The sequence below is a fragment of the Micromonospora aridisoli genome (genome assembly GCF_056150025.1).
On sequence record NZ_JAXCFK010000021.1, the window covers coordinates 1 to 15,021 of the forward strand.

The following is a 15,021-nucleotide window of genomic DNA, read 5'->3' on the forward strand; positions in this document are numbered from 1 at the left end:
TCGATCGCTGTCCTATCGGGAGCCTCAACCCGACCCACCAGCGGGGCACCCGAACCCACCCTCTACCAACGCAAACCCAGTTGGAAAACGCTCACTGATTTGGTGGTCAGCTTCATCTGGGTCTCAAACTGCCTGCGGGTCTCATCGAGCGCCAGTCTCTGTACGTCGAGCTGTTGCGCCAACGTCGCTGTTTGATCGGTTGCCCGCCGCGCTAAGAGATAGGTAAGGACTGTATAGGCTGCAGCGGCCCCGGCGGCCATGGAGAGTGCGAGCGAGTCTTCGCGCCCTTTCAGTGGGATGTAGGCGATCACCACCACCACAAAACCCACAAGCAGGGCTGGTAGCCACGATGCGAGTGCGGTCCTTGTTTTCACACAGAAGAGAGTAGATCGAATCCGGCGCACGGGGCGCTCGGCGCGCTGCATCGAAGAACGCTCTTCGGGTATGCGGTCTATCTTTAACATTTCTGAGAAAAGTATACTCTATTGGTTGGCTTTATCCCAATCTTCCGCAATGTCGAGTAGTCGCCGCACCTCCCAGTCCGGGTTCGCAAGCCCCTGGATCAGGTGCGCCTTGCAGGGTTGTGTGCAAACTGAACCACCGGGGATCGCGGCGTGCGCCATGTCCTAGATCCGACATGATCGGCGGCTGTCATGCTGCGTGTTGGCCAGTTTACGTTCGGCTATGGCTCAGAGGCCGCGCAAGCAAAAGATCAAATGCCGGGGTCCGCGTGACGAGGACGGGCGTGCCTGTCAGCGGCGGGTCGGCCGCGTCGGTCAGCGGTGTCCGCAGCATGTCGGTCGACCGGAAGTGCCGCCGGGCAAGCGCCTGTCCGAGTACGCCAAGCAGTCTCCCAAGAAGGCCAAGCCGAGTTCACCGGCGCGAACTCGACGAGCGGCAAGTCCGCCGCGTCCAGCCAGGGCGTCGGCTCGGCCACGTCGCAGGCTCTCACCCGCAGCGCGGGACGCCCTGGTGGCCGAAGCAGTCGACTACTTCGAGGCGACGTTGGCGGTCGGAGCGGTCAATGCCGCCGCAGCTCAGGCGGCCAGGTACGCGGGCGACAATGCTTGGGACCGGCTGACGGTCGACTGGTCAGGGCGGAACTGCAAGGGACTTGCTCGTCTCGCCCGTGCCGCCCTGGACGGCAAGGACTGGCTTCATGATCGGATCGGCGATCTGGTGGGCTTTCTGCTGGAGTGGCTCAGCACGCCCTGCGTGGTCAGGGTCTTCGGCAAAGAGATCGCCAAGCGGATACCGCTGCCCTGGGATCAGCAGCTCGTAGCGGTGTCGAGAGGTATGCAGATCGCGGGCATCGTGGTGTGCATGTTCAACGAACGGGAGCTTACGAAGTGTGAGTGCTTCATCGACGTTGTGATCAACGAGGGCAAGGAGCGTGTGCGCCAGTTGATGGACTGGGCGGCCAAGGACTGGCGGAACTTGGAGCAGTTGGTCCCCGCCGCCTGAGGCAATTCTGCCGGTTCTATCGGAGGCTTTCGTCCCGTGACGCCCACTTTTTGGCCATGCCGAGCAGACGCTTTGCCTCCCAACAGGGGTGTGCAAGGGCCTCCACGAGTTCCACCATCCTTCGCGCGGTGCCCCGGCTGTGCGGACGCGGTTCGGGCGCGGGTGACGTGCGTGGCCGCGGCTCACCTTCGGAAGGTACGGCGGTAGGTGTCCGGCGGTACGCCGATCGTGCGGTGGAAGTGGCGGCGCAGGGTTGTCGCCGTGCCCATGCCCGCCGCCGTGGCGATGGCGTCGATGCTGTCGTCCGTGCTCTCCAGCAGTTCCTGGGCGCGGCGGATGCGCTGGGTCAGCAACCACTGCAACGGAGTGGTGCCGGTGATCGAACGAAAGTGGCGGGCGAGCTGGCGGGAGCTCAGATTCGCCCGGCGGGCCAGATCCTCGACGGTGAGCGGCTGGTCCAGTCGGTGCATGACCCAGGGGAGCAGATCGGCCAGTGGATGGTCGTCCTGGGTGGGTACCGGTGTGCTGACGAACTGGGCCTGACCGCCGGCCCGGTGGGGTGGCACCACCAGGCGGCGGGCGACCACGTTGGCGATCGCCGAGCCATGGTCGCGGCGGATCAGATGCAGGCACAGGTCCATGGCCGCGGCCTTGCCCGCGGAGGTGAGCACCCGGCCGTTGTCGACGTAGAGCACGTCCGGGTCGACCGTCACCCGGGGATGACGCTCGGCCAGTTCGGTGGTGTGGGCCCAGTGCGTGGTCGCGCGCAGTCCGTCCAGTAGGCCGGCGGCCGCGAGCACGAACACACCCGTGCAGAGGGAGACCACCCGCGCACCCGACCGGTGGGCCGTACGCACCGCCTCGACCAGGTCAGTGGGAGGGTCCGCGTCGACGTCCGCCAGGGCGGGGACGATCACGGTGTCGGCGTGCACCAGCTGGTCGAGGCCGTGGTCCGGCTCCAGCAGGAACCGGCCGACGTGGACGGGGCGGGTGCCGTACACCCTGGCGTCGTACCAGGGGCCGGGCACGGCGTCCGGAGCGGAGCCGAAGACCTCGTAGGCCAGCGCCAGTTCGAAGTGCAGCATTCCGTCGGTGGCGGCGATCGCCACGGAGTGCGGGGCAATGCTCATGTCGGGAATTGTATGGGTCGTGTCGTTCCAGACACTCGCGTCGCCGCGTCGGCCCCGCCAGAGTCTCTTCCAGAGATCACTTCGAACATCGGAGGCAGGCATGGGGTCGGGTCGGAACGTGGCCGTGTTCGGCGCCTACGGGCACACCGGCCGGTTCGTGGTCGCGGAGTTGGGCGAGCGCGGGTACGTGCCGCTGCTGCTGGGCCGGGATCTGGACAGGCTGCTGGCGTTGGCGCAGACCCGGCCAGGGCTGGACGCGCGGCCGGCGTCGGCCGATGATCCGGCCTCCCTCGACCGCGCGCTGCGCGGCGCGACCGCCGTGATCAACTGCGCCGGGCCGTTCGCGGCGACGGCCGCCCCGCTGGTCGAGGCGGCGCTGCGTGCCCGCATCCCGTACGTCGACGTGGCGGCGGAGATCGAGGCGAACCTGGACACGTTCCGCCACTTCGCGGAGCGTGCCCGGGCCGCGGGCATCGCGGTGGTCCCGGCGATGGCCTTCTTCGGCGGCCTCGGCGATCTGCTGGTCACCACCGCGATGGGCGACTGGACGGCAGCGGACGAGGCGCACGTCGCCTACGGTCTGAGCAGTTGGCGTCCCACCGCCGGAACCCGGGCCTCGGGCGTGGTGTCGGCGCAGCGTCGAGGTGACCGCCGGGTCCGTTACACCGGCGGACGACTGGAGTACCACGACGAGGCGCTGCCGACCCTGGAGTGGCCCTTCCCGCCCCCGCTCGGCCCCCAGCGGGTCATCGGAGAGTTCACCATGGCCGATGTCGTCACCGTCCCCAGCCACCTGACCGTCCCGCGGATCCGCACCTATATGACTGCCACGGCCGCTGCCGACCTGTCCGCTCCGGACGACTCGGCGCCAGCCCCGGTCGACGAGCGCGGCCGATCCGCGCAGACCTTCGTCGTTGACGTCGTGGTGCGCTCCGGCGGTGTCCAACGGCGTCTGGTGGCGTCCGGTCAGGACATCTACGCGGTCAGCGCGCCGCTCGCGGTGGAGGCCGTCGACCGCATCCTCACCGGCCGGACCAGGACCACCGGCGTCGCCTCCGCGGGCGCGGCCTTCGACGCGCCGGACTTCCTCGACGCCCTGACCCCGCACCTCTCGCTGCACGTTCCGGTCGACAAGCGCGGCTGACCCGTGGCGCTGCCCGAGGTCGGACCAGGGCAGCGTGGCCGGGGTCAAGCGGGAAGGTCAACGGGCGGTCGGGAGCGCGAAGCGCCAACCGTCGGCGTGCAGTGCGGGAATGGCGCGGTCGACGGCGTCGACGGTCTGGCTGCGGTCGCCACCGCCGTCGTGCAGCAGCACCACCGCGCCCGGTGCGACACCCTCGATGAGGCGTCGCAGCAGTTCGTCGGTGCCGGGCGGCTCCCAGTCCGTCACGGCGAGTCGCCAGCCCATCGGCCGCATGCCGAGGGCCGTCGAGACGGTGGGGGTCTGACCCCAGGCACCGTACGGTGCCCGGAAGTAGGGAACCCGGACGTGCGGGACCGCGTGCCGGATCACCGCGTTGGTCTCCAGCAGGTCGGAGGCGATCCGGCCGGCGGTCCAGGAGCCCATGTCGTCGTGGTGCATGCTGTGGTTGCCGAGCGCGTGTCCGGCCGCGACGATCCGGCGGACCAGCTCGGGGTGCTCGATGACGCGGTCACCCTGAAGGAAGAAGACCGCCCGGACCTGGTGGGCGGCCAGGACGTCGAGCAGTCGCGGGGTGTGCACCGGGTGCGGTCCGTCGTCGAAGGTGAGACACACGGCCCGCTCGGTGCCGATCACCTCGGCGGGGCGTGCGGGCGGTGGCCCGATGTCGGTACCGGAAGCGGCACGCGGGAGACGCAGGGGCTGCGTGGTGGACGACATCGTTCGGACCTTCCGCTGGTGGGCCGTGCGGGGCGCTGAGCGCCCCGCACGGCCCGCTGGTGGTGGATGGCTGGTCCGCCCGCCGTGACGAGCGTCAGCGGCGGGGCTTCTGGGTGATGCGGGGCAGCACGTACGGTGGGCCGGCGAGGATCAGGTCGGCCTTGATCTCGTGGTAGGCCAGCTTGGGCTGGTAGTTCTCGTCGTAGATGGTGGCCAGGCCCTCGGGCGGGTCGCTGAACCAGCCCGGCACCCAGGAGTGCTTGTCGCTGAAGCCCCAGACGGTGTACGAGAGGCAGCTGCGGACGGCCAGGCAGGCCTTCATGAGGACGCTGTGGTTGGCGGCCGACGCCTGCAACCTGGGGTTGATCTCCTCGGAGTTGCCGGCCTGGACGGCTTCGGTCATCTGGCTGCGCACGTCGACCTCGGTGAACGCGGTCGCCACCCCGAGGGCGGTGAACTTCTTCAGCGCGTCGATGACCTGGAAGGTGTTGTAGTTGCCGTACTGGGTGCCGAGGTGGCCCTGGGAGCCGACGCCGTCGATCGGTACGCCCTGTGCGCGCAGGCGCTTGACCATGTCGTAGACGAACTGGGTCTTGTCGTCGGCGGGGTTACCGGAGCCGAACGCCTCGATGTTGTAGTCGTTGTAGAACAGCAGCGCCTTGGGGTCGGCGGCACGCGCCCAGCGGAACGCGTCGGCGAGGTAGCCGGGGCCGAGGTTCTCCGCCCAGAAGCCCTTGTAGTGCAGGGTCGGCGGGTTGTCCCACGGGTCGCTGACCGCCTCGTTGACGACGTCCCACTGCCAGACCTTGCCCTTGTAGCGCTTGACCACCGTGGTGATGTGCTTGCGCAGCAGTTCGCGGAGCTCCTGCTTGCTGATGGAGCCGTCGGCGACCCCGTCGGTCAACCACTGCGGCAGCTGGTTGTGCCAGACGAGCACGTGGCCGCGCACGCTCTGCCGGTTCCGCTTCGCGAAGTCGACGAGCTGGTCGGCCGGGCCCCAGTTGTAGGTGCCGCGGGTCGGTTCGAGGCTCTCCCACTTCATGGCGTTCTCCGCGGTCACCGAGACGAACTCGGACGCGGTGATCTTGCGGTACTGCGGGTCGCTGCTGTCGTTGAGCGCGTCCAGGCTGACCGCGGTGCCGATCTGCAGGCCGTGGCGCAGGCCGAGGGCACCCAGGGTCTGCTTGGTCGGGTCGTATGGCTTGCCGGCGGTGGCCGGCACCGAGTTGAGAGCCGCCGCGGTCAGAACGGCGACCGCGCCGACGGTCATCCACCGTCTCAACTTCATCTGCGTTCCTCTCGGTATCATCGACACATGTCGATCATGAAGTGCAGGGTCGGTCCGGGGCTGAGCAGTTGGAAGCGGTGACCGGCGCCGGCCGGACGCGTCGGGTGGTCGCGGTGGCGCCGAGATTTTCGGGATGTCGATCGGTAACTTGGTCGAAACGTTAGGGCCATCGATGCCCCCCGTCAACCGCGAAAACTTCCGGAAGTGGGCCCTGTGCACTGCTGGAACCTCTGGTTTCCAACCGGAAACTTTCGGATCCGGGCACCGTACGGTGAGCGTCGGCCGACCCTCCGCAACGGTCGTGGGTGTGGCCGGGCCGGCTCGTCCCGCGGGTTCCGTGACGGGTCGAGCCGGCCCGGGTTCAGGGCCCGCCGGCAGCGGGTGGGGACGGCGGGCGACTCGCCCGCCGTCGGTCAGTGTTCGAGATAGGTGGCGTGGTCGAAGTCGGCGTAGCGGCCGTCGCCGCCGATGTCCTGCACCCAGAGGCCGAGCAGGGCGCCGGTGAAGCCCCACGCGGCCGGCTCGCCGTCGATGATCCGGGCCGCGTGCTCGTCGGAGAGGATGGTGGCGTCCAGCTCCACCGGTAGCTGCTGCCAGCCTTCGCCCAGGTCGTAGGCGAAGCGCAGCGCCGGGCCGTCGAAGGTGACCCGAAGGCCCACCCGGAGGCGACCACCGGTGTCGACGGTGAGCTGGGGATAGGCGGTGCGGTGTCCACCGTCGCAGCTGAGCAGCTCCAGCACGGATCGTCCGTCGTCGGCGCGGGTGAGGTACAGGTGGTGCCAGTTCTCGGTGTTGTAGTAGCCGGTGATGCCGGCCAGGTGCCGGTGGTCACCCGGGTCGAACTCGACGACGGTCTCCAGGGAGCAGCGGACCGCCCCCACCGGCCGCGCCACCAGGCTCGGCGTCTGCTTGCCGACGGGTGACTGGCCGCCGTGCACCCGCAGGTGCGACGGGCGGGAGCACAGGTCGATCCAGTCGTCCGTCGCCGGTCGGCGCAACGTCGACCAGCGGGCGTCCAGTTTCGGGCCGTCGAAGTGATCGGTCACCGGCTCGTCGGGCCACGGATGGGCCGGCAGGTCGGGTGCGGGGATCTCGTCGGCCGGAACGCCACCGGCGATGCTGGGCCAGGTCCCCGGCGACCAGTCGACCTTCTGCAACGCGGTCTCCCGCCCGAGAACGCAGTTGCCGAGCGGGGTGTAGGGGCGGGCCACCAGGTGGGCGAGGTACCACTCGCCACGCTGGGTGCGGACCAGGCTGCCGTGGCCGGCCTTCTGCAGGGTGAGTTCCGGCCGGCCGAGCGAGGTGAGCAGCGGTCCCGCCGGGTCCACCTCGTACGGTCCGAAGAGGTCCCGGGACCGGGCGACCGTCACCTGGTGTTCCCAACTGGTACCGCCCTCGGCGGTGACCAGCCAGTACCAGCCGTCGTGACGGTAGATGTGCGGTCCTTCGGTCAGACCGGCCTCGGTGCCGGTGAAGATGATCCGGGGTCGGCCGACCAGTTGCCGTCGGGCCGGGTCATACTGCTGAATCTCGATGCCACCGAAGCGGTCACGCCCCGGCCGCCAGTCAGCGCTCATCGCCAGCAGCCAGGAGGTGCCGTCGTCATCGTGGAAGAGTGCGGCGTCGAAGCCGTGCGAGTGCAGTCGTACCGGGTCCGACCACGGTCCCGTGATGGTCGGCGCGGTGGTGAGGAAGTTCTGTGCGTCCCAGTAGCCGCTGGCGAAGCTGGCGACATCGCTGTAGACGAGGTGGAACAGTCCGTCGTGGTAGGTGAGGTCCGGTGCCCAGATCCCGTTCGAGTCACCGCAACCGCGCAGGTCGAGCAGGCGTCGTTCGGTGATGATCCCGCCCAGCTCCCGCCAGTGGACGAGGTCCTTCGAGTGGTGCACCCGTACCCCGGGGTACCACTCGAAGGTCGAGGTGGCCAGGTAGTAGTCGTCGTCGACCCGCAGGATCGACGGGTCCGGGTGGAAACCGGTGAGTACGGGGTTGCGGATCGACCGGGCCAGGGCCACGTCTGCGATCTCGGTCGACATGTTCGACTCCTTCGGGTCACGATCCCGATGTTTCCCGGAAATACTCCGGAAGTGCCAAGATTGCGCTCACGGTATCGGCTGACGTCCGCTCGCGACACCCCCTTGACCGGCGGCGCAAGGCCGTCGTAACGTGCCGGCCATCACATCGAAAATATCGGTATCGAAGCGAAACTTGCGATCCCGCTTTCCATGGCCGCCGCCGATCGCGGTGGTGCTCCCTCCGTTGCACCTACGCCTCTCGAAGGGATGAACCATGACATCGCACATCTCCCGCCGGTCGCTGCTGGGGCTGGCCGGCGCGGGTGCCGGCGCGCTCCTGCTCGGTGCCTGTGGGGATGGGGACAGCGGCGCCTCCGGGAGCCCGCAGACGATCAGATGGTGGCACGTCCAGGACGCGGAGCCGATGCTCGGCGTCTGGGCTGACATGGCACGTAATTACGAGAACGCGCACACCAACGTCACGGTCGAGGTTCATCCGCTGGAGGTCGAGGACTTCAAGACCAAGCTGAACGGCGCGATCGAGGCGGCGAGGCCGCCGGACCTGTTCCAGTCATGGGGTGGTGGCGCGCTGCGGCAGCAGGTCGAAGCCGGCCTCGTCAAGGACATCACCAGCGAGGTCCAGGGTTGGATCGGGCAGTTGCTGCCCGCCTCGCTGCAGCCCTACACCGTGGACGACAAGATCTACGGCATCCCGTTCGACATCGGCATGGTCGGCTTCTGGTACAACCGGGACCACTTCGCCAAGGCCGGCATCGAGACGCCGCCGAACACCTGGGGCAAGCTGCTGGAGGCGGTGACCAAGCTCAAGGCCGTCGGCATCGCCCCGATCGCGCTCGCCGGCAAGGACAAGTGGCCCGGGCACTACTACTGGGCGTACCTGGCGATGCGGATCGGCGGAATCGAGGCGATGCAACGCGCGGCCGAGGACCGCAACTTCGACACCCCGGTCTTCGTCGCCGCCGGTGAGCGCCTCCGGGATCTGGTCGACATGCAGCCGTTCCAGAAGGGCTTCCTGCGCGCGGAGTACGGGTCCGAGACCGGGCAGGCCGCGACGATGGGCAACGAGGACGCCGCCATGGAGCTGATGGGCCAGTGGGCGCCGTCGGTGCAGGCGTCCTCCTCGACCAGCAAGCGTGGCCTCGGTGACCGGCTCGCCTTCTTCCCCTTCCCGGCCGTCGAGGGCGGCCAGGGGGCGCTGACGGACGCCTTCGGCGGCGGCAACGGCTTCGTGGTCGGCCGCGACGCCCCCGCCTCCACGGTCGACTTCCTGCGCACGTTGCTGCAGGCCAGAAACCAGCGGCGGGCCGCACAGACCGGAGCGGTGCTGCCCACCAACCAGGCCGCAGCCGGCGGGATCAAGGACCTGAACAACCAGGTCGTGGCCGCCAACCTGGGCATCGCGACCGGCTTCCAGCTCTACCTCGACCAGGCGTACCCGCCGGCGGTGGGCAAGCAGGTCAACGAGAGTGTGGCCGCCCTGATCGCCGGCACCAAGGGGCCGGAGCAGATCGTCAAGGACATCACCAGGGTCGCGAAGAAGCAGTAACGGGCAGATGTCGGGCAGCCGGAACCCGGACGCCGCGCGAGCGCGGCGGCTGCCGGCTGTCGACAGCCCGATCGTGCTGGTCAGCAGTACGCTGACGCCGCCCGGGCTCCGGCCTACGTCGTGTTGCCGCCGGTCCTGGCGCTCTGGCGCCATGCCGTCGGTGAACGTCTGCTCGTCGGCGCTGTCGCCGGCAGCGTCAAGGGATGAGCGAGAAAGGGAGGGCGCATGGCTGCCAACGACAACCGGACAGTGACCATCGCGGCCATCGCCCGACTGGCGGGAGTGTCGGTGCCGACGGTTTCCCGGGTGATCAATGGTCGTTCGGATGTGGCTCCGCAGACCCGTGAGCGGGTGGAGGAGTTGCTGACGCGGCATGGTTACCGGCGTCGGCCGCCGAGTATGCGGGCCAGTTCGGGGTTGGTGGACCTGGTCTTCAACGATCTGGACAGCCCGTGGGCGGTGGAGATCATTCGGGGCGTGGAGGACGTCGCCCACGCCGCGGGGGTGGGCACCGTGGTGTCGGCCATCCACCGGCGCTCCTCCTCGGCCAAGCAGTGGCTGGACAACATCCGGACCCGGTCGACCGAGGGGGTCATCTTCGTGACCTCCACCCTCGAACCGCCCCAGCAGGCCGAGTTGCGCCGGCTCAACATACCGGCCGTGATCGTCGATCCGGCCGGTGTCCCCGCCCAGGACGCGCCGACGATCGGTGCCACCAACTGGGCGGGCAGCCTACGGGCGACGGAGTATCTGATCGGGCTGGGGCACCGGCGGATCGGGTTCATCGCCGGGCCGCCGCAGTTGATGTGCAGTCGGGCGCGGATGGACGGCTACCGGGCCGCCCTGGAGGCCGCCGGTATCCCCATCGACGACCGGTTGATCCAGGCGGGGAACTTCTACCACGAGGCGGGCTTCTCCGGTGGGGTGCGGTTGCTGGGGTTGACCGAGCCGCCGACGGCGATCTTCGCGTCGAGTGACCAGATGGCGTTGGGTGTGTACGAGGCGGTGCGGCAACGGGGCCTGCGCATGCCGGACGACATCAGCGTGGTGGGCTTCGACGATCTGCCGGAGGTGCGGTGGTGTTCGCCGCCGTTGACCACGGTGCGGCAGCCCTTGGCCGAGATGGGGATGCTGGCGGCGCGTACGGTGTTGCGGCTGGCCAGGGGCGAGAAGGTGGAGAGCCCGCGGGTGGAGCTCGCCACCGAACTGGTCATTCGGGACAGTGCGGCCACACCGCGGGTCGACCGGGCGTCGTCGGAGTGAGCTGCGCCAACTACCGATAGTCGAGTGAAATTTCCGGCACTAGGGTGTGGGCAGGCGGTCGGTTGCCCGCCCCGGCCGCCCCGGGGGACGGTGCGGGCTGTCGCCGTACCGGTTGGGTGGAGAGTGTCGTGGTTGCCAGAGACACCCGGAAGATAACAATTTCCGCGATAGCGGACCTGGCGGGAGTGTCGGTGCCGACGGTTTCCCGGGTGATCAATGGTCGTTCGGATGTGGCTCCGCAAACCCGTGAGCGGGTGGAGGAGTTGCTGACGCGGCATGGTTACCGGCGTCGGCCGCCGAGTATGCGGGCCAGTTCGGGGTTGGTGGACCTGGTCTTCAACGATCTGGACAGCCCGTGGGCGGTGGAGATCATTCGGGGCGTGGAGGACGTCGCCCACGCCGTGGGCGTGGGCACCGTGGTGTCGGCCATCCACCGCCAGACCTCCTCCGCCGAGCAGTGGCTCGACGGCATGCGCCGGCGGGGCACCGAAGGCGTGATCTTCGTGACCTCGATGGTCGAGCCGCCCCTGCAGGCCGAGCTCCGTCGACTGAACATCCCCGTGGTGATCGTCGACGCGGACGGCCTGCCCGCCCGAGAGGCGCCGACGATCGGTGCCACCAACTGGGCCGGAGGTCTGCGGGCGACCGAGTATCTGATCGGGCTGGGGCACCGGCGGATCGGATTCATCGCCGGGCCGCCGCAGTTGATGTGCAGTCGGGCGCGGATGGACGGCTACCGGGCCGCCCTGGAGGCCGCCGGGTTGTCCTTCGCCGAGGAACTGGTGTGCCCGGGCGACTTCTATCACGAGGCGGGCTTCTCGGGCGGGGTGCGGTTGCTGGGGTTGACCGAGCCGCCGACGGCGATCTTCGCGTCGAGTGACCAGATGGCGTTGGGTGTGTACGAGGCGGTGCGGCAACGGGGCCTGCGGGTACCGGACGACATCAGCGTGGTGGGCTTCGACGATCTGCCGGAGGTGCGGTGGTCGTCGCCGCCGTTGACCACGGTGCGGCAGCCCTTGGCCGAGATGGGGATGCTGGCGGCGCGTACGGTGTTGCGGCTGGCCAGGGGCGAGAAGGTGGAGAGCCCGCGGGTGGAGCTCGCCACCGAACTGGTCATCCGGGACAGCGCCGCCCCCGCCTAGGTTGTGTCTCGATAATTTTCCGGAAGTTGTTGACGTGCCCGTCCGGCGGGACCGACGATTGACTCGCCGTCCTTCCTTGAAGGAGCTGGCTGGTGGTGCCCGCCGTGCCCGCGGCACCGCCCGGCCGTGTCCGGCGGACGCCCACGCCGTCCGCCGGACACGGCTTCTGTCTTCCGGCAGGCGTCCGCAGCTCATCGCCCGGCTTCTGCCGTGGGCAGATCCGCTGACGGTGAACGGGCCGTCCCAGGGCCGCCGGCAGGGGGCATGGTGTCTGCCATGAGACTCCTCATGCTGGGCGGAACGGGATTCGTGGGCGGGGCGGTGGTAGCCGAGGCGATCCACCGGGGCTGGGCGGTGACGGTGTTCAACCGGGGGCGGCACGGGGCGCCCCCGGCTGGCGTACGGCAGCTGGTGGGTGACCGTACGGCCGTCGACGGGCTGGCCGCACTCGCCGAGGGGGAGTGGGATCTCGTCGTCGACACCTGGGACGGCGCGCCCAGGGCCGCCCGGGCGGCGGCGCGGATGCTGGCCGACCGGGTCGGCCACTACGTCTACGTCTCCAGTGGCTCGGTCTACGCCCAGCCGGTGCCGGCCGGGGTGACCGAGCAGGCGCCGCTTGTCGACGCCGCCCCGGACGCCGTCGACGGCGACTACCCGACGCTCAAGGCGGGCGCCGAGCGGGCCGTCCGCGCGGTCCTCGGCGACCGGGTGCTGCTCGCCCGCGCCGGGCTGATCCTCGGCCCCGGTGAGGACATCGGCCGGCTGCCGTGGTGGCTGAACCGCGTCGCCCGTGGCGGCGACGTGCTCGCCCCCGGGCCGGTCGACCTGCCGGTGCAGTACGTCGACGTCCGGGACCTGGCGATCTTCCTGCTGGACGCCGCGGTCTCCGGCCGGGGCGGAGCGGTCAACGTGGTGAGCCGCCCCGGGCACAGCACCATGGGTGAGCTGCTCGGCGCCTGCGCCACGGCGACCGGCGCCGACGTCCGGCTGCGCTGGGCGGAGCCGGAGCAGCTGCTCGCCGCGGGCGTGGAGCCGTGGAACGAGCTGCCGGTCTGGATCCCGCCCGGGCACGCGTACCGGTGGATGCAGCAGATGGACGTCACCCGTGCGTACGGCGACGGGCTCACCTGTCGACCGGTGGCCGAGACCGTCGCCGACACCTGGACGTGGCTGCGCCAGGTGGGTTCGGTGCCGGCCCGCGCCGGCCGGCCGGCGCGGGCGTCGGTCGGTCTCGACCCGGCCCGGGAGGCCGACCTGCTCGGCGCGCTCGCCCTCGACCACACCGCTCCGGCACCCTCGCGGTGACGGGCCGGGCGGTGACCGCCGGCAGTCGCCGGCCTGCCTGGTGTCGGCCGGTGGGCCCGGAGCCGCCTGCCGGTCCGGACCAGCCTGCCGCGACCGGAGGCAGCGGTTCGCCTCGCCGTGTCGGCCGCCGCCTGGACACCGCCTCGGCGCGACCAAGGACTTCGAGACAAGCTCTACGCCAGATGCACCGGCAGGTCCAGCACCTCGTCCACCGGGCGGCGCGGGGTGGGCCGGCCCGGCTGTCCGTACCCGATCCGCATCACCATCTGCGGCGTGCCGAACCGCCCCAGCGACAACCGGAGCTGCTCCCGGGCCGAGGGCACCTCGATCGGCTGAGACAGCATCGAGGCGGACAACCCGGCGTCGGTGGCGCTGAGCAGCACCCGCTGCAGGGCCTGGCCGGCGACCACCTGATCGATGGCGGTGTTGCCGGCGGAGCCGAGCACCGCCACGAGCGGCTCCGGCTCGAAGTCACGCCCGGGCGCCCGCTGGATGCCGCCGAAGCCGCGCGACGGGAGCAGGTCCTGGGGCTCGGCCAGGGGGCCGCCCGCCGCGACGGGAACGCCGTCGGGCGCGTGCCCGGCGCGTACCCACGCCGCACGCTCCGCCCGGTAGCCGGGGTCGCGTTCGAGGACCCGGTGCGCCCCGTTGGCGATCTCGGCGAACGCGTTGACGGCGCTCACCCCGATCAGCAGCTCCAGCCAGCAGTGTTCGGCACGGGCGGCCTCACCCAGCCGCCAGCGGGAGTCCGCCGGGACCGGGTCGGGCCAGAACGGTGCACGGTTGCTGAATCGGCGTGGAATGGCCGCGTACAGGTCCTGCTCGGCGGGGGTGGGCCGACGTGGCAGGTCCGGCACCAGCCGGGCCAGCACGTCCGGTTCCGCCGGGTACGGGCGTAGCCGCACGCTCGCCGGGGTGCCGGCCACGGCCAGGGCCAGGCGCAGGTTGAACAGCGCCGCCCCACCGGCGACCCGGGCACCCCAGCCGCTCGGGTCGGTGGCGGGCAGTCGGCGGGCCGGATCGATCAGCACTTCGATCCCGCCGTCACGCAGCCGGAACCGCCACGGCTGGATGTTGTGCAGGGACGGCGCACGGACCGCGTCGGTCGCGGCGGCCCGCAGCTGCTCGACTGTGTAGCCGGTTTCCATGGTCGTGCCCCCTCGCGCTCGCCTGGTACATCCCCACGGTGCGCCCCGCACACCCCCGTCGAGCAGGGCCACACGTCCCGAACCCCCAGGACGCCCCGGCCCGGGTCGGGATGGGGAGAGGGGACCTTTGGCCCGTGTCGGGGGTGGGTGGAAGCGGGTAGAAAGGTGGGATGATCCGGGTGTTCCTGCTTGACGACCACGAGGTCGTCCGTCGTGGTCTTGCCGACCTGCTGAGTGCCAGTGGCGACATCGAGGTGGTCGGCGAGTCCGGCTCCGCCCAGGAGGCGGCCCGCCGAATTCCGGCGCTGCGGCCCGACGTGGCGATCCTCGACGCCCGGCTGCCCGACGGCAACGGCATCGACGTGTGCCGGGACGTACGGGCCGTGGACTCCTCGATCAAGGGGTTGATCCTCACCTCGTACGAGGACGACGAGGCGTTGTTCGCGGCGATCATGGCCGGTGCCTCCGGGTACGTGCTCAAGCAGATCCGCGGCACCGACCTCGTCGACGCGGTACGCCGGGTGGCGTCCGGCCAGTCGCTGCTCGACCCGGCGATCACCACCCGGGTGCTGGAGCGCATCCGCAGTGGCGTGGAGCAGCCCCGCGAGTTGCAGTCCCTCACCGAGCAGGAACGGCGGATCCTGGAGTACGTCGCCGAAGGGCTGACCAACCGGGAGATCGCCAGCAAGATGTTCCTGGCCGAGAAGACGGTGAAGAACTACGTCTCCAGCGTGCTGGCCAAGCTCGGCCTGGAGCGACGTACCCAGGCCGCGGTGCTGGCCACCCGCCTGCTCGGCAAGACCCACTGAGGCGGGACCGACCGGAGCAGCTCAGCCGT

The 15,021-nt window shown here is 70.0% G+C and carries 13 protein-coding genes; 7 read left to right on the top strand and 6 right to left on the bottom strand.

The annotated features are described in order from the left end of the window. Window positions 1–62: 62 nt before the first annotated feature. Entirely contained in the window at window positions 63–425 is a 363-nt protein-coding gene (locus SM447_RS27760) for a hypothetical protein (protein ID WP_474575836.1), read from the bottom strand. A gap of 547 nt (window positions 426–972) precedes the next feature. Here SM447_RS27760 and SM447_RS27765 point away from each other — a divergent pair. Then, window positions 973–1,464 (top strand): hypothetical protein, encoded by a 492-nt coding sequence (locus tag SM447_RS27765; RefSeq protein WP_474575837.1) that lies wholly within the window; start codon window positions 973–975, stop codon window positions 1,462–1,464. A gap of 182 nt (window positions 1,465–1,646) precedes the next feature. On the opposite strand, the gene SM447_RS27770 is transcribed toward SM447_RS27765, so the two are convergent. Further along, window positions 1,647–2,594 carry a helix-turn-helix domain-containing protein gene (locus SM447_RS27770; protein ID WP_474575838.1) on the bottom strand — a complete coding sequence of 316 codons (948 nt, stop codon included), beginning with the start codon at window positions 2,592–2,594 and terminating at the stop codon, window positions 1,647–1,649. Between the two features lie 100 nt (window positions 2,595–2,694). Between SM447_RS27770 and SM447_RS27775 the strand changes: the two genes are divergently transcribed. Further along, on the top strand, window positions 2,695–3,738 hold the full coding sequence (locus SM447_RS27775; protein WP_474575839.1) for a saccharopine dehydrogenase NADP-binding domain-containing protein: 1,044 nt from the start codon (window positions 2,695–2,697) through the stop codon (window positions 3,736–3,738). A gap of 57 nt (window positions 3,739–3,795) precedes the next feature. Here the strand turns inward: SM447_RS27775 and SM447_RS27780 are convergent, their stop codons facing one another. The 3 genes from SM447_RS27780 to SM447_RS27790 form a co-directional block, all read right to left on the bottom strand. Continuing rightward, a complete protein-coding gene (locus SM447_RS27780; RefSeq protein WP_474575840.1) occupies window positions 3,796–4,455 on the bottom strand; it encodes a polysaccharide deacetylase family protein in 660 nt (219 codons plus the stop codon). A gap of 94 nt (window positions 4,456–4,549) precedes the next feature. Beyond that, entirely contained in the window at window positions 4,550–5,743 is a 1,194-nt protein-coding gene (locus tag SM447_RS27785; RefSeq protein WP_474575841.1) for an endo-1,4-beta-xylanase, read from the bottom strand. Between the two features lie 413 nt (window positions 5,744–6,156). After that, window positions 6,157–7,779, bottom strand: coding sequence for a glycoside hydrolase family 43 protein (locus tag SM447_RS27790; RefSeq protein ID WP_474575842.1), 1,623 nt, complete (start codon window positions 7,777–7,779; stop codon window positions 6,157–6,159). Window positions 7,780–8,032: 253 nt separating this feature from the next. Here SM447_RS27790 and SM447_RS27795 point away from each other — a divergent pair, with 253 nt between their 5' ends. From SM447_RS27795 to SM447_RS27810, 4 genes are all read left to right on the top strand, one after another. Continuing rightward, window positions 8,033–9,325 carry an extracellular solute-binding protein gene (locus SM447_RS27795; protein WP_474575843.1) on the top strand — a complete coding sequence of 431 codons (1,293 nt, stop codon included), beginning with the start codon at window positions 8,033–8,035 and terminating at the stop codon, window positions 9,323–9,325. 225 nt (window positions 9,326–9,550) lie between these two features. Next, a complete protein-coding gene (locus SM447_RS27800; RefSeq protein ID WP_474575844.1) occupies window positions 9,551–10,588 on the top strand; it encodes a LacI family DNA-binding transcriptional regulator in 1,038 nt (345 codons plus the stop codon). A gap of 128 nt (window positions 10,589–10,716) precedes the next feature. After that, complete coding sequence (locus SM447_RS27805; protein ID WP_474575845.1) at window positions 10,717–11,730, top strand: LacI family DNA-binding transcriptional regulator; 1,014 nt, start codon at window positions 10,717–10,719, stop codon at window positions 11,728–11,730. A 276-nt stretch (window positions 11,731–12,006) separates the two neighbouring features. Then, window positions 12,007–13,035: an NAD-dependent epimerase/dehydratase family protein gene (locus SM447_RS27810; RefSeq protein WP_474575846.1), complete on the top strand. Its 1,029-nt coding sequence runs from the start codon at window positions 12,007–12,009 to the stop codon at window positions 13,033–13,035. Between the two features lie 173 nt (window positions 13,036–13,208). Here SM447_RS27810 and SM447_RS27815 read toward each other — a convergent pair whose 3' ends face one another. Then, window positions 13,209–14,183: an Acg family FMN-binding oxidoreductase gene (locus SM447_RS27815; protein ID WP_474575847.1), complete on the bottom strand. Its 975-nt coding sequence runs from the start codon at window positions 14,181–14,183 to the stop codon at window positions 13,209–13,211. A 170-nt stretch (window positions 14,184–14,353) separates the two neighbouring features. Between SM447_RS27815 and SM447_RS27820 the strand changes: the two genes are divergently transcribed. Further along, a complete protein-coding gene (locus tag SM447_RS27820) occupies window positions 14,354–14,992 on the top strand; it encodes a response regulator (protein WP_474575848.1) in 639 nt (212 codons plus the stop codon). The last annotated feature ends 29 nt before the right edge of the window (window positions 14,993–15,021 follow it).

What these genes read in the sequence shown, in the direction of transcription:
- SM447_RS27760 (WP_474575836.1), bottom strand. Translation starts at nt 425, where the DNA reads ATGCAGCGCGCCGAGCGCCCCGTGCGCCGGATTCGATCTACTCTCTTC.
- SM447_RS27770 (WP_474575838.1), bottom strand. Translation starts at nt 2,594, where the DNA reads ATGAGCATTGCCCCGCACTCCGTGGCGATCGCCGCCACCGACGGAATG.
- SM447_RS27775 (WP_474575839.1), top strand. Translation starts at nt 2,695, where the DNA reads ATGGGGTCGGGTCGGAACGTGGCCGTGTTCGGCGCCTACGGGCACACC.
- SM447_RS27780 (WP_474575840.1), bottom strand. Translation starts at nt 4,455, where the DNA reads ATGTCGTCCACCACGCAGCCCCTGCGTCTCCCGCGTGCCGCTTCCGGT.
- SM447_RS27785 (WP_474575841.1), bottom strand. Translation starts at nt 5,743, where the DNA reads ATGAAGTTGAGACGGTGGATGACCGTCGGCGCGGTCGCCGTTCTGACC.
- SM447_RS27790 (WP_474575842.1), bottom strand. Translation starts at nt 7,779, where the DNA reads ATGTCGACCGAGATCGCAGACGTGGCCCTGGCCCGGTCGATCCGCAAC.
- SM447_RS27795 (WP_474575843.1), top strand. Translation starts at nt 8,033, where the DNA reads ATGACATCGCACATCTCCCGCCGGTCGCTGCTGGGGCTGGCCGGCGCG.
- SM447_RS27800 (WP_474575844.1), top strand. Translation starts at nt 9,551, where the DNA reads ATGGCTGCCAACGACAACCGGACAGTGACCATCGCGGCCATCGCCCGA.
- SM447_RS27810 (WP_474575846.1), top strand. Translation starts at nt 12,007, where the DNA reads ATGAGACTCCTCATGCTGGGCGGAACGGGATTCGTGGGCGGGGCGGTG.
- SM447_RS27815 (WP_474575847.1), bottom strand. Translation starts at nt 14,183, where the DNA reads ATGGAAACCGGCTACACAGTCGAGCAGCTGCGGGCCGCCGCGACCGAC.
- SM447_RS27820 (WP_474575848.1), top strand. Translation starts at nt 14,354, where the DNA reads ATGATCCGGGTGTTCCTGCTTGACGACCACGAGGTCGTCCGTCGTGGT.